Source organism: Pedobacter jeongneungensis (assembly GCF_000633455.1).
GTDB classification, from domain to species: domain Bacteria; phylum Bacteroidota; class Bacteroidia; order Sphingobacteriales; family Sphingobacteriaceae; genus Pedobacter; species Pedobacter jeongneungensis_A.
On the sequence record NZ_AYMG01000028.1, the window covers coordinates 253,694 to 267,890 of the forward strand.

The 14,197-nt window shown below is 36.3% G+C and carries 18 protein-coding genes and 1 tRNA gene; 13 read left to right on the forward strand and 6 right to left on the reverse strand.

What is annotated here, in order from left to right; all coding sequences use genetic code 11:
• Positions 1–22 precede the first annotated feature (22 nt).
• The 8 genes from U859_RS0124020 (at position 23) to U859_RS0124055 (ending at position 5,176) form a co-directional block, all read left to right on the forward strand.
• Complete coding sequence (locus U859_RS0124020) at positions 23–511, forward strand: hypothetical protein (RefSeq protein WP_025145817.1); 489 nt, start codon at positions 23–25, stop codon at positions 509–511.
• 22 nt (positions 512–533) lie between these two features.
• Positions 534–1,196 (forward strand): hypothetical protein, encoded by a 663-nt coding sequence (locus tag U859_RS0124025; RefSeq protein ID WP_025145818.1) that lies wholly within the window; start codon positions 534–536, stop codon positions 1,194–1,196.
• Positions 1,180–1,998 (forward strand): sensor histidine kinase, encoded by an 819-nt coding sequence (locus tag U859_RS0124030; protein ID WP_025145819.1) that lies wholly within the window; start codon positions 1,180–1,182, stop codon positions 1,996–1,998. The genes U859_RS0124025 and U859_RS0124030 overlap by 17 nt, the downstream gene beginning before the upstream one ends.
• Before the next feature lie 105 nt (positions 1,999–2,103).
• The gene (locus tag U859_RS0124035) at positions 2,104–2,757 is read left to right on the forward strand and encodes a response regulator transcription factor (RefSeq protein WP_025145820.1); all 654 of its coding nucleotides are present in this window, start codon (positions 2,104–2,106) and stop codon (positions 2,755–2,757) included.
• Positions 2,758–3,030: 273 nt separating this feature from the next.
• On the forward strand, positions 3,031–3,336 hold the full coding sequence (locus U859_RS0124040; protein WP_162800026.1) for a hypothetical protein: 306 nt from the start codon (positions 3,031–3,033) through the stop codon (positions 3,334–3,336).
• 55 nt (positions 3,337–3,391) lie between these two features.
• On the forward strand, positions 3,392–3,943 hold the full coding sequence (locus tag U859_RS0124045) for a hypothetical protein (RefSeq protein ID WP_025145822.1): 552 nt from the start codon (positions 3,392–3,394) through the stop codon (positions 3,941–3,943).
• Positions 3,944–3,950: 7 nt separating this feature from the next.
• Positions 3,951–4,772, forward strand: coding sequence for a hypothetical protein (locus U859_RS31295; RefSeq protein WP_025145823.1), 822 nt, complete (start codon positions 3,951–3,953; stop codon positions 4,770–4,772).
• Positions 4,757–5,176 carry a thiol-disulfide oxidoreductase DCC family protein gene (locus U859_RS0124055; protein ID WP_025145824.1) on the forward strand — a complete coding sequence of 140 codons (420 nt, stop codon included), beginning with the start codon at positions 4,757–4,759 and terminating at the stop codon, positions 5,174–5,176. The genes U859_RS31295 and U859_RS0124055 overlap by 16 nt, the downstream gene beginning before the upstream one ends.
• Before the next feature lie 67 nt (positions 5,177–5,243).
• On the opposite strand, the gene obgE is transcribed toward U859_RS0124055, so the two are convergent.
• The 5 genes from obgE to U859_RS0124080 all read right to left on the reverse strand — a co-directional run bounded on the left by obgE (position 5,244) and on the right by U859_RS0124080 (position 8,991).
• On the reverse strand, positions 5,244–6,239 hold the full coding sequence (obgE, locus tag U859_RS0124060) for a GTPase ObgE (RefSeq protein WP_025145825.1): 996 nt from the start codon (positions 6,237–6,239) through the stop codon (positions 5,244–5,246).
• A 163-nt stretch (positions 6,240–6,402) separates the two neighbouring features.
• Entirely contained in the window at positions 6,403–6,978 is a 576-nt protein-coding gene (locus tag U859_RS0124065) for an adenylate kinase (protein ID WP_025145826.1), read from the reverse strand.
• Positions 6,979–7,364: 386 nt separating this feature from the next.
• Positions 7,365–7,438, reverse strand: a tRNA-Arg gene (locus U859_RS0124070).
• 99 nt (positions 7,439–7,537) lie between these two features.
• Entirely contained in the window at positions 7,538–8,002 is a 465-nt protein-coding gene (locus U859_RS0124075; protein ID WP_025145827.1) for a redoxin domain-containing protein, read from the reverse strand.
• Positions 8,003–8,088: 86 nt separating this feature from the next.
• Positions 8,089–8,991 (reverse strand): SDR family oxidoreductase, encoded by a 903-nt coding sequence (locus tag U859_RS0124080; protein ID WP_025145828.1) that lies wholly within the window; start codon positions 8,989–8,991, stop codon positions 8,089–8,091.
• A 161-nt stretch (positions 8,992–9,152) separates the two neighbouring features.
• On the opposite strand from U859_RS0124080, the gene atpD reads away from it, so the two are divergent.
• The 4 genes from atpD (at position 9,153) to U859_RS0124100 (ending at position 11,684) form a co-directional block, all read left to right on the forward strand.
• A complete protein-coding gene (gene atpD / locus U859_RS0124085) occupies positions 9,153–10,655 on the forward strand; it encodes a F0F1 ATP synthase subunit beta (RefSeq protein ID WP_025145829.1) in 1,503 nt (500 codons plus the stop codon).
• Positions 10,656–10,736: 81 nt separating this feature from the next.
• On the forward strand, positions 10,737–10,982 hold the full coding sequence (gene atpC, locus U859_RS0124090) for an ATP synthase F1 subunit epsilon (RefSeq protein ID WP_025145830.1): 246 nt from the start codon (positions 10,737–10,739) through the stop codon (positions 10,980–10,982).
• 119 nt (positions 10,983–11,101) lie between these two features.
• Entirely contained in the window at positions 11,102–11,383 is a 282-nt protein-coding gene (locus U859_RS0124095; protein WP_025145831.1) for a type II toxin-antitoxin system RelE/ParE family toxin, read from the forward strand.
• Between the two features lie 4 nt (positions 11,384–11,387).
• Positions 11,388–11,684, forward strand: a complete 297-nt coding sequence (locus U859_RS0124100) for a HigA family addiction module antitoxin (protein WP_025145832.1) — start codon at positions 11,388–11,390, stop codon at positions 11,682–11,684.
• 14 nt (positions 11,685–11,698) lie between these two features.
• Here U859_RS0124100 and U859_RS0124105 read toward each other — a convergent pair whose 3' ends face one another.
• A complete protein-coding gene (locus U859_RS0124105) occupies positions 11,699–12,649 on the reverse strand; it encodes an alpha/beta fold hydrolase (RefSeq protein ID WP_025145833.1) in 951 nt (316 codons plus the stop codon).
• 595 nt (positions 12,650–13,244) lie between these two features.
• Between U859_RS0124105 and ilvE the strand changes: the two genes are divergently transcribed.
• Positions 13,245–14,135: a branched-chain-amino-acid transaminase gene (gene ilvE / locus U859_RS0124110; RefSeq protein WP_025145834.1), complete on the forward strand. Its 891-nt coding sequence runs from the start codon at positions 13,245–13,247 to the stop codon at positions 14,133–14,135.
• The last annotated feature ends 62 nt before the right edge of the window (positions 14,136–14,197 follow it).

Here is a 14,197-nt window from a genome sequence, read left to right on the forward strand (position 1 = left end):
CCATAAAATCTATCTTAAAATCATGCTCACTAAAGAAAGACAAACACAAAAATTTTACTGGTTAAAGTACGAAATCAGTGCTATCCAATCTTTGATCCTGAATTCCCCAGGTATTGATCAATTTGTATTTTGCTATTTTTTCCCGGAAACAGATGGGCCAGCCAAGCCTTTACAGTTAATTGCTTACGGATATATGGCTGCGAGTAACCAGTACAGCAGTTATTTCGACAAACTCGAAGTTTACAACAACAGTGCTTTGGAGTTGAGCGGTCCGATTATTTTGAGTAATAACATTATTTCTTTGGCCAATATCCTATTATTGATTAATACGCCTGACGTTAATGGCGATAAGCCGGATTATTTGGTATTTATCCCGAATGTTAACCAAGGTCATGTTTTTTATAATGTTAAACGGTTTAAAAGGATTGATACAGGAGATGTTGAATTATTGCATGATAACGACCTCGATCCTATTGTTACCAACCCTTCTCCTCCAGCTACCATAAATTGATTGATTAACCTTTTTATCCCAAATGCTTAAAATATTCCAATTCATTGTTGATTGGTCTGAAGTATGGTCCTTATTAATCCCCATAGCTGTATTGCTATTAAAAAAACAACCGGTTGGCCTTAAACTGGTTGTTTTTTATGTATGGACAGCACTGATCATTAACCTCGCGATAGATATGGTATGGAAGTTCAGAACCATCCTGCCAGCAGCTTATAATTCTAACAATTTCCTTTATAACCTGCATTCGATTATCCGTTTTTACCTGTTCAGTGCTTTCTTTATCCACTTAAATCAGCCCTTTTTACTCACCATAAAAAAAATTATACCTGTTTGTTTTACAGTTTTCATCATTATAAACTTTACTTTTTACGAAAACTTTTTTGATTATTGGAAACTCAGCAGCCGCCTGCTCTCTACCGAAGCCATTCTTCTTTTGTTCTATGTGCTTCAATATTATTTATTCAAAATAAACGACAATGCAGCAACGAGAATTACGACAAGCGATTTCTGGATCACCACAGGCCTGGGTATATTTGTGGCCTTAAATTTTTTCATTTTCCTACTGTATAACGAGCTGACACTGCGCTTCCAGAATTTTGCCATTAGTTTGTGGAGCATACACAATATCTCATATGTCATTTTTAACCTATTTATAGCTAAAGGATTTTATGAATCAGGGAGATAATGAAATTACGTTGATGTTAGTGATAGGCATAGTAGCAATGCTGATGCTGTTTATCAGCTTATTGCTTATTTTTATCTTTATGCAGCGTAAAAAGCTACAGTACAGGCTCAATCTCCAAACGTTACAGAATATTCAGAAAAATCAGCTGATAGAGGCTGCGGTTAGAAGCGAAGAAATAGAGCGGCACCGCATTGCAGAAGAATTACATGATGAAGTAGGGGCTATACTGGGATCTTCAAGTTTACATTTCTATGGAATCAATATCAACGATAGCGATGAAACCAGTAAAGAAATGTATCAAACAGGCAAAAGTTTGCTTGATGAAGGAATCCACAAAATACGGGGAATTTCGCATAACCTTCATTCTACCATCTTACAGGAGCTTGGTTTAAAAGAAGCCATTTCTCATTTTTGCGGAAAGATAAGCCATAGCAATGTTATAGAAATTAGCTTAAGCTTAACAGATCAGCATAATAAAAAAGCAACGCAGAACGACATTAGTATTTACCGCATCATTCAGGAACTGATTCACAACATCATCAAACATGCAAAGGCTAACCTGATCCATATTCAATCTACCAGTAAAAATAATAATCTGATATTTATCATTTGGCATAATGGGAATGGCCTTACACAAAATCAATTCGAGAAATTACGGTATATAAAGGATGGATTGGGGCTTAAAAATATTCAAAACAGAATCATCCTGTTAAAAGCAGACCTGGCATTTTCATACCATTCAGAAAGGTATTTCATTAAAATTACCATACCTGAAAATGAATATATTAATAGGCAAGATTAACTATCTAAAAAAGCAAATAAATAATACATATTAAGTAGTATTAAAACTCAATTGACGTCTGTTTTTTAAAAAAATTAAGTAATTTTAAGTCCCAATTAAATAACGATGCTCAAAATAAGGATAGCCATAGCAGATGATTATAGCATTTTTAGAGACGGATTAAGGGTAGGCTTTAACCGCGATAAAAATCTGGAAGTAATATTTGAAGTATCAAATGGGGAAGAATTAATGCGCAAACTCGAAGATGTGCAGCCCGATGTGATTTTAATGGACCTAAAAATGCCTGTAATGGATGGAATCGAAGCCATGAACCTGATCAGGAAAAAATATGCAGGCGACATTAAAATACTTGTTTTAACCATGTATGATGATGTTAAATTCATCATACATTTAATGGAAAACGGCGCTAACGGCTATCTGTTAAAAAATACCGATCCTAAAGAAATCAGAAAAGCCATTTATTCTGTTTATGAAAGCGGATATTACTTTAATGATATTGTAACCCAGGCTTTATTAAAAAAACTAACCCTTAAAAGCTCTGCAAAACTTTCACTTGATCAAAATATAGAATTCTCAGAACGCGAACTGGATGTATTAAAAATGATCTGTGATGAGAAAACGGCCACCGAAATCGGCACCGAACTTTTTTTAAGTCCACGTTCGGTTGAAGGCATCAGAATGCGCATGATCGAAAAAACCGGCGTACGTAATACAGCGGGCCTGGTTATGTTTGCCATTAAAAACGGTGTAATACTATAGTATCAAACTCATTCTTCCATTAAGAAAACACGGCTAAATAGTCGCCCAACCTGCTCTAAACACCTGTAATACCTTATTTTTTTAAGCACATGCTCATTGTGCCATTTGATGATACAGTCTATTTTACCCTACTAACTACGTAGAAATACTCAATATTCCGAATAAGTATAATCACTCTGGTAAAAAGATTACGCTGTACCGAACTTTATGTTGTGCAACGAAGCTTCAAAAAAGGCACCTAAACATTATTTATTTACCTCAAAAAGAACTAAAATGGCAAAGTCAAGTTTATCCAAGGCAGAATTAGCAATCCTTGATGCATTAATCGCCGATTTAAAAGGCGATAACGAAATTGTTGAATCGAATTCAGCAGCACCACTTTTTATCGCTGCAATAGCACGTACAGCTATCATGGCTGTTAAAGTAACTGTAAAAGCAACTCCAGTGGTTACTCAAGTGGCCGAAGCTATTGGTGCTGCCAGTGCTTTAAATGAAGCTGAAATCAGCGATCTTTCTAAAGAAGCACAAGATGGTTTATCATTAGATAAGCTGATCGAACTTCGTAAAAAATTCAATTAACAATTTGGGGAGAGCACAGAAGGTGCTCTCCTTTTTATTAACCCATTCGAAAATTATGATGCCAAAATTAAATCCAACTGTTATTTACGAATTTGTAGTAACCGTTTTTCTGGCCTGTTGGTTTTTAGCCACTATATTATGCCAGTTTAAGGAAACCAAAGTATCCTGGTTCATCCGGTATAAAATCGACTTTTTTAGCCTCATCCCATTATGGACTTTTTTCGCACCTCATCCGGGTAAAAGAGATTATCATCTATTATTCCGCGATAAAATAACTGATGGTAATTATAGCGAATGGCAGGAAATGGAAATTACCGAAGAGCGTACAATATGGTCGTGGTTATGGAACCCCGAAAAGCGCGATAAAAAAATATTGTCAGATGTAGTGCAGAGCCTGGTATCGAGCATTCCCTCCTATCGCGAAAAAACGGGTAGTCTTAACTTACTGATGTTTTCTACCCCTTATATCATTGTACTTCATGCAATCAGTCAATACAAAAAACAATCTCAAAACTGTTTCAGACAGTTCATGCTTGCAGAATCATCTGGTTATCAAAAAGAAACTACCCCCTCATTAATTCTTTTGTCTGTTTTTCACCAAATATAAATTAGTCATGATTTTATTTAACGATCTATCCCAAACTGTCCTCATTATACTGAGCATCGGTTTATTTATTTCTACGTTAGAGTACCTCAAAAAAGTACAGATCTTTTCTCCTAGTGGATTGCTCTCCTGGAATGTAATGCAGTTAAAATGGACCAAGCAAGATCAAAAATCATTCTTAAAACCATTTTTTAAACTCTTTAGCGCCCCAGGTTTAGCTGGCCTTTTTATCATCAGATGCCTGTTGATTGTTGGATTATTGTTTTATCCTTTACAAAGTACCACTGGCTGGATACTGATCAGTTTATTGGGTGCGAGTTTGTTACTGGCATCATTGGTTACTTATTATGGAAGTGATGGCTCAGACCAAATGAGCATGTTAATTATCATCACCTTAATTTTATGCAACCTGCCCGTTTTAGCAAGCGGTAAATTAAGAGACATCGGACTGTGGTTTATTGGATTACAAGCCTGTTTATCTTACGCAGTAGCGGGTATTGCAAAATTGGTATCTTCTGAATGGCGTTCGGGTACGGCAATAAAAGATGTATTTTCTACCAAAACTTATGGATCTAAAAAGGCGAGCCTTCTTTTACAGAAATATCCCGCAGCGAACCGTTTTCTATGCTGGAACGTAATTATTATGGAAAGCCTGTTTCCGCTGTGCCTGTTTTTACCATGGGAATTTGCTTTAATATTTCTGATCTGGGGCTTTACATTCCATTTCTTTACCGCCTTGATTATGGGATTAAATTCCTTTTTCTGGGCATTTATGGCTACCTATCCGGCAATTTATTTTATTAACCACCAAATGCCATGGCATCTGTTTTAGAAACAAAAAAAGACATTATTTTATTTGATGGAGTTTGTAATTTTTGCAATGGCTACATCAATTATATCTTGTTGCATGATCAGAAAAACAAGTTTAGTTTTGCTCCATTACAAAGCAAAACCACATTAGAACTGAGCAAGGAGTTTCAGGTCAATTTTAGCAAACTTAATAGCATTGTTGTGATCAGCGGCAATCGGTTTCTTACACAATCGAAAGCCGTGCTTTATATCCTTAAAAATCTAGATACCTGGTGGTCTCCGTTAGTTAATTTGGGCTATTTGATACCAGGTTTAATAAGAAACCAGTTGTACAAAATATTTGCCAATAACCGTTATGTCTTATTTGGACAAGCTAACAGCTGTATGGTACCTACAGCCGAAGTTAGAAGCAAATTTTTAATATAAGCTTTCCTTTTTTGTGATTGCAGAATATTTTTAGAATGTTCTGCAAGCCCGTTCATTAAGAGGAAAATTATCCTTCAATTGCTTTCCAAAGCATATCTTTTAGCTCCAGAATATTTTTTTCTGCTACTGAAGAAATAAATATCGATGGGATAGCTGGCAGATCCTGTTTCATTTCTTCCATCAGTTCATCATCCAGCATATCTGATTTGGTAATGGCTAAAACATGTGGTTTTTGCATTAATTCGGGATTGTAAGACTCCAGTTCGCTTTTAAGAATTTCATATTCTTCTTTAATTGAGCGGCTGGTATCGGCCGGAACCATAAACAGTAATACCGAATTACGTTCAATGTGGCGTAAAAAACGATAACCCAAGCCTTTACCTTTCGATGCCCCTTCGATAATTCCCGGAATATCGGCCATTACAAAAGATTTTCCTCCCCTGTAACTTACAATGCCAAGATTAGGGACAATGGTGGTAAACGGATAATCGGCAATTTCTGGTTTAGCCGCCGAAACTACTGAAAGTAAGGTAGATTTTCCTGCATTTGGGAAACCCACCAAACCTACATCAGCCAAAACTTTCAATTCTAAAATGTTCCAAACCTCTTGTCCCTGTTCGCCTGGTTGTGCAAAACGTGGTGTTTGCTGAACCGAATTTTTAAAATGCGCATTACCTAAACCGCCACGACCACCGGCCGTTAAGATTTTGGTTTCGCCATCTTTAGTAATTTCGAAAAGGATCTCTCCCGTTTCCGCATCTTTGGCGATGGTACCCAGAGGAACTTCCAGAATTTCATCTTTACCTTGCTTACCAAATTTATGTGAGCTGCCACCAGCGCCACCATCTTCTGCAATGATGTGTTTGCGGTATTTAAGGTGCAATAATGTCCAGATATGGATACTGCCTTTAACGATAATGTGGCCGCCACGACCGCCATCACCACCATCAGGTCCACCCATTGATGTTAAAATATCACGATGTAAATGTGCCGATCCTGCTCCGCCCTTACCCGAACGGCAACAAATTTTTACATAATCTACGAAATTCGAACCCTGTGACATATTTAATTTTTGAAATGTTGAATGTTTTAATGCTGGAATGTTCAGATGACAATTCCTTTAAAATTAAAGAGTTATAACGTTTTAACATTATAACTCTTTTTATGTTTTTGAAATATTAACGGATCTGGAACTAAGTCTTAATCCTTCGCTAAATCATCGGTAATTAAACTTTATACTGATCAATTACTGCGCAAAGATCATTATATACTGTTTCTATTTCGCCGATTCCGTTAACCTTGTTTAATTTCCCTTGCTCCTCATAATAAGGCAGCACATGGATGGTTTTATCAAAGTATTCTGAAATACGTTTTTTAAGTTTTTCAGCGTCATCATCTGGTCGGCCACTAACTTTGTGGCGCTCAGCAATACGCTTTGTTAATTCGTCCTGATCTACATCTAAAGCAATTACGCCGGCAACTTTGCTGCCTTTACGCTCTAAAAATAAATCAAGCTCTATCGCTTGTGGAACGGTACGGGGAAATCCATCAAACACAAATCCTTTTGCATCAGGATTTTTATCCACCTCTTCTTCAAGCATGGCAATTGTAATCGCATCAGGCACCAATTCTCCATCTGCTAACAATTGACTAACTTTTTTTCCTAATTCGGTTTCTCCTTTAACGTGTGCTCTAAAAAGATCGCCTGTTGAAACATGTACCAACTGATATTTTGCAATCAGCTTTTCAGATTGGGTGCCTTTACCCGCCCCTGGAGGGCCAAAGAGAACTAAATTAAGCATTCAAGTTGTTTAGGTTGTCTTCAAAATTAAAAAAGCCTTATTCCTATGGCTCTGTTAAAAGTAATATTCAAATCACTGATTAATAGGATTAGACATTGCTTACTTTCAAGGCTGCAAATATATAATTATTAATTTAGATGCCATTTATAATTGAGAATTTATTTAAAAAAGGGCTATTTTGATGACATTTATCTTATTCTACAAAGAATCTTGTGCCATTTTTATATTTTACAGAATATTCTTGAAATAATGAACTGCATCAACCAAACTATATCAGTTTTTTTTAAGAAAAAATTAACCTATAACAATTAATTTTAACACTAGAATATCGAATAATTAGAAAAGGTCTATAACAAAAAAGCTCCAGATTTCTCTGAAGCTTTAAGTGCACTTGTAGGGATTCGAACCCCAAACCTTCTCATCCGTAGTGAGATGCTCTATCCAATTGAGCTACAAATGCGTTTCCGTATCGTTAACGGACTGCAAAGGTATAATTTGATATTTTAATTTCCAATTAAATTTTAAAAAAAATCTCAAAATAATCTTTACAGTTTAAGCTTTATGCGCTTAGCACTTCATTAATTGCTTTGAAATCAGGCAAATCCTTTGCATTTTCTAAAACTTCAGCGTATGCAATTTTTCCTTCTTCATCGATCACAAATGCCGCTCTTTTCGAAACTCCTTTTAATCCGAAGAAAAATTCGTCATAAAATGCACCGAAAGCTGCTGATACTTCTTTGTTAAAATCAGACAATAACGGGAACTGGTAATTTTGCTCTTCTTTAAACTTAGCCAAAGAGAATGGAGAATCAACAGAAATACCGATTACCTGCGCATCGATACCTTCATAATAGCTGAAATTATCTCTCATGGTACACAATTGTTCTGTACACGTTCCGGTAAAAGCCATTGGAAAAAAATGGATAATTACTTTTTTACCTTTGAAAGCTGAAAGAGAAACTTCTGTTAAATCAGAACTGTATAGTTTAAAATCAGGGGCGGTATCGCCAACTTGTAATGCCATTTTATTTTTTAGTTAGTGTATATTGTTAAATGGTTTAATTGCTTAATTGTTTTAAGGCTCACGACTTAAGACTTATGGACTCAAGACTATCCTTTCATCTGTCGATCTAATATCTTCAAACCTTCTTCGAAAGAATGTGGATCATAGCCTAAATCTTTAATCGCTTTATCCAATACAAAACCTGTTTTAACAGGTCTTTTAGCCGTTTGGTTTAAACTTGCCGAGCTGATCTCATTCATGCATGTTTTATCAAGCCCCCAATAATCGGCAACTTTCCGCACTAAATCTGCAATACTCATGTAATCTTTGCCTGAAATATGGTATATTCCATTTGCTTTTTTTTCAACAGCCAGTAAGCAGGCCTCAGCGAGATCTTCGGCCAAGGTAGGCATACGCCATTGATCGTTCACTACATTTATAGGCGAAGCTTTTTCTAAAGCACCCTTTGCCCACAGCACAATATTGCTCCGGCTCATATCACTCGTAATGCCATAAACCAAAATCGTTCTTAAAACGGCCCAGTTAGCTTTTGAATCTTTAATCAGTTCTTCAGCCAACACTTTCGACTCCCCATAATAACTTACCGGGTTAACAGGATCATCTTCCTGATAAGGCCCATCGGCACCGTCAAAAACAAAATCGGTACTTAAATGAATAAATTGGATGTTCTTCTCTTCACATATTGAAATTAAAGTTTGAACAGCATCAACATTAAGCTGATGACAAAGTTCCTTGTTTGCTTCGCAGGTATCAACATTCGTCATTGCTGCCGTATGGATAATTGCATCTGGTTGGTACTTTTCAATAATATATTTAACCTGCTTAGCATCTAAAATATCCATTTCTGCATATTCGTAACCTTCTTTCACAGGATAACGGTTTAGTCCTTTGGAGGTAGCAACCAATTTCACCCTTCCTTCAGCCAAAATTTTTTCTGTTAATTTCTGCCCTAAAAGGCCATTGCTGCCTGTTGTTAAAATGGTTTTCATAAGCCCTTATTAAGCCTCTAAATTATCTATAAAAACCATGTTAAAAAATTTTATAATATATATTTAAAATTCAGTAAGAATAACTTAACTTTGCCAACCGAATTGGAGCCCCTATAAACAGCTTTAATTCATTGACTGTAATAAATTTACTCACAACAGATATGCCTAACTTAGGAAAAATAGCACAAATTATCGGCCCAGTGGTTGACGTTAGCTTTGCTGATGATGCCCATCTACCTAAAATTTTTGATGCGTTAGAGATAACGAAAGAAAATGGACAAAAAATTGTTTTAGAAGTTCAACAGCACTTAGGTGAAGACCGTGTACGTGCAATTTCAATGGACTCTACAGATGGTTTAGTTCGTGGTATGAAAGTAGTTGATACTGGCGCTGCGATTAAAATGCCAGTTGGCGACCAGATTAAAGGTCGTTTATTTAATGTAGTTGGTGAAGCGATTGACGGTATTAATGCAGTTGATAAAACTGATGGTCGTCCTATCCACGCTACTCCTCCTAAGTTCGAAGATTTATCTACTGAAACTGAAGTACTTTTTACAGGTATTAAAGTAATCGATTTATTAGAGCCTTATGCAAAAGGTGGTAAAATCGGTTTGTTTGGTGGTGCTGGTGTAGGTAAAACGGTATTGATCATGGAGTTGGTAAACAACATCGCTAAAGCTTATGCTGGTTTATCAGTATTCGCAGGTGTTGGTGAGCGTACTCGTGAGGGTAACGATTTACTTCGTGAGTTTATCGAATCAGGTGTAATCAACTATGGCGACGAATTCTTACACTCAATGGAAAAAGGTGGATGGGATTTGAAAGCTGTTGATACTGAAAAATTAAAAGAATCTAAAGCAACATTGGTTTTCGGACAAATGAACGAGCCTCCTGGTGCACGTGCACGTGTGGCATTATCAGGATTAACAGTTGCAGAATATTTCCGTGATGGTGATGGCGAAGGCGCTGGAAAAGATATCCTTTTCTTCGTTGATAACATCTTCCGTTTTACTCAGGCAGGTTCTGAGGTATCGGCTTTATTAGGTCGTATGCCATCTGCAGTAGGTTACCAACCAACATTGGCAACTGAGATGGGTTTAATGCAAGAGCGTATTACTTCAACAAAACGTGGATCAATTACATCAGTACAAGCGGTATATGTACCAGCGGATGATTTAACTGACCCGGCTCCGGCAACAACTTTTGCCCACTTAGATGCTACTACAGTACTTTCACGTAAAATTGCCGAGTTAGGTATTTACCCTGCGGTAGATCCATTGGATTCTACTTCACGTATCCTTTCTCCTGCTGTTTTAGGTGATGAGCACTATAACACTGCACAACGTGTTAAAGAAACTTTACAACGTTATAAAGAATTACAGGATATCATCGCGATCTTAGGTATGGACGAATTATCTGAGGAAGATAAATTGGTTGTATCAAGAGCTCGTCGTGTTCAACGTTTCTTATCCCAACCTTTCCACGTAGCTGAGCAATTTACAGGCTTAAAAGGTGTGTTGGTTGACATTAAAGATACCATCAAAGGATTTAACATGATCATGGATGGTGAAGTTGATGAGTACCCTGAAGCTGCATTTAACTTAGTTGGTAGCATTGAAGATGCGATCGAAAAAGGTAAAAAATTATTAGCAGAAGCGAACTAAGAGAGACGTGAGACACTAGATATGAGATATGAGAGAGACCTGGTCTCAAATCTCATGTCTCAAATCTCAAATCTATTCAAGATGAATTTAGAAATATTAACTCCAGATAAAAAAGTTTTCGAAGGTGAAGTAACAGCAGTTACGGTTCCTGGTACTTTAGGCTCTTTCCAGATTTTAAAAGACCACGCCGCCATCATCTCTACTTTAGAAGATGGAGAAGTTATTATAAAAGCAAATAAAGCTGATGAACAGCGCTTTTTTATTAAAGGCGGTGTAGTTGAAGCTATCCACAACAAAATTGTGGTTTTAGCTGAAGGTATCGCTTAAGCAAATAATTAACTCATTTACAAAGCCTCCCGATTTAAAAATCAGGGAGGCTTTTTTATTTATTGATAATATTTAAAAACAATTACTTATCTTTGACGTTAGTAACGCGACTCAAGACTATGATACTGTCATTTGGATCTAAAGACACAGAAAAAATATGGAATGGTATCAGGGTTTCTAAAATGCCATTAGAAATCCAGACTATTGGGCGCAGGAAACTGAGGATGATTAGCAATTCACAAAACATTCAGGACTTAACGATACCGCCATCTAATAAGTTGGAAAAGAAGAAAGGCAATCTTAAAGATTATTACAGTATCCGTATTAACGACCAATGGAGAATAATTTTTAAGTGGGAAAATGGAAATGCAAGTGAAGTTGAAATTATAGATTATCATTAAAAAAATGGAAAAGCTACCAAATATACACCCCGGGGAAATTCTAAATGAAGAGTTTTTAGTCCCTTTAAATATTACGGCCTATCGTTTGGCAAAGGAAACAAATATCCCTCAAACCCGCATTTCGGAGATAATTAAGGGAAAAAGAAGAATTACTGCAGATACAGCATTGCGTTTTAGTATATTTTTTGGCAATTCTGCTAAATTTTGGCTCGGTTTACAAGATGATTATGATATTGAAAATGAACTAAATGAGAAACAAAAAGAGTTCGATAACATTAAGTTATTTGCAATTGCATTGTAATTCTATTTTTAATATTACCTAACAAAGTCGCAAACCGCAGCAACGAATGCCTTATTGTTTTCATAATAGAGCATGTGCGAACCTTCGAGTGGCACCACTTTCTGGTTAGGAAACCTGTAATTCTTATAATAATCTGGTCCAACCGCATGATCTTCCTTCCCTGTTATAATTAAAGCGGGCACTTTAATCTTATCGGTTAATAAAGCATAATCCTTAAAATATTCAGGGTATTGCTGAACCTTTTTACTATCTATTAAAGGCATAAAAAGCGTCATGCCGAAATCTGATGTACGTTGATAAGAATTTTCGATGCTATCCATTTTAATAATGGTATTTACATCATTGGCAATATATTTATATCCAAGATGCGCTGCACTTAACTTTTTTCTAACTAACGCTGCTCCCCCCATTAATGTTGCAAAATCGGTTTCATTTATAATGGTATCTTTTTTCAATAAACTGTATCCATATTCTATTTGCTCCTGCATTTGATTTGGATTCATAAAATGAGCTATCGTATTGGCCATGATGATACCAGTTAAGTGTTCAGGATATTTTAACGCATAATTAATCGCCAGAACCCCACCAAATGAATGGCTGAGTAAATACACTTTCTCTATTCCTAATTTTAAGCGCAACTCTTCTACATCCTGCACAACTCGGCTTAAACTATAATTTTTGGCATTTTGAGAATGTCCCGATCCCCTTTGATCCAGGTAAACCATTGTCAAACATTTTTCCAAACCAGCTCCTCCCATTTTCTCAAAGGAAAGAAAATCCTGACCAGGGCCGCCATGCAAATAAATACAAACCGGGCCTTTACCGGCAACCTTTACGGCCAGTTTTATGCTATCGGATGTTACAAAAGTTTGATCGCCCATTTTCAGATGTACATTTTGATCCGGCGAAGAACAAGCACTAAGCAGCGTAGCTAAAGCAATAAAAATGATATGAACTATTTTCATAAGAATGTTTCCGAATCTCAAATTACATAACTATTTGTAATTAACAGCAAAAAGGGTTCATTATCACAGCCAAACAGCATTAATAATACTCTTATTTTCGTTATTAAAATCCCCTTAAATTTTAAATTTCCGGAGCACTTTTACTCATTTTAGGCAGAAAAACAGAAAATTTACAATGCAAGCATAATAAACATACCGTATACCGTTTTGATATTTAGTCTACAGCTGTCGGCATTAAATAACTAACCAAACTCTTATTAAGAATAATGTTCTGTTTCAAAAACAAATACAAGAATAATATTCTGATTTAACTTTTTTTTGATTTCTCTTGCATATTAATGAACCAAAAACTAAATTGGTTTTATAAACAATAAGACAAAGATGATCACTCAAAATAACACATTTACTACATATACAACTGCAAAAGCAGCTGGCTATATTGTGTTGTTACCAGTCATTTTACTTAACCTCCTACTCCTAAATATTTTATGGGGCAAAAAGCGGGCGCAGTTTAAATAGATTTTAAAAAACTAAATATACCTAAAGCGTCCCGATACAAACGGGACGCTTTTTTTAAATAACAAAACACAGTATTATGAAATACTATAATTCTAATACGATTATTTACCTTGACGGACAGTTTGAAAAGGCTGTAAACAGCAGCACTGACCTTTACGGACAATCGCTGCACTACGGTTATGCTGCTTTCGAGGGTATTAGAGCCTATAAAACGCACAATGGTAACCGCATTTTCAAAGCTGCTGCCCATTTCGATCGCTTAGAACGTTCATGCCAATTGGCAAACATTCCTTTTCCATGGGATAAACAAGAATTAATTGCTGCAACCTATAAATTGCTTCAGTTGAATAAACTGAAAGATGCCTATATCCGGCCTTTGGTGTTTTGTCACCCAAACATGAAGTTGAACGAACCAAGTGGTGTTTCCATATTAATCTGTGCCTGGGAATGGGATGCTTATTCAGGCAACAAATTGTTAAAATTAACCATTTCTGATTACGAAAGGCCAAATCCTAAATCGACTCCGATGGAGGCAAAATTGAGCGGAAACTATGTTAATTCCATTTTAGCAACTACAGCAGCAAACATTAAAGGCTACGACGAAGCTTTGCTTTTAGATATGCACGGTTTTATAGCCGAGGCATCGGGAGCAAACATCTTCATAGAAAAAGACGGAAAACTATATACGCCTTCTTTAGGGAATATTTTACCAGGCATTACCCGTGCAACTGTAAAAGAACTTTGCAACGTACTAGATATAGAATGCATTGAGAAAAAATTAACCATAGAGGACTTAAAAAAGGCCGACAGTGCTTTCTTATGCGGAACAGCAACTGAAATTGCGGGCATTGCCTCAATTGATGATATTGTTTTTCGTCCTTTGTGGAGAGAATCTATCGGATATACCATACAACGTGCTTATAAAAATCTTGTGCTGGAAAAAGTGAATTACGAGGTGATTATCTAGTCCGAAGTCCGTAAGTCAGGAGTCCGAAGTCGAGAAACGAATAAAAGAGCCAACAATTAAAA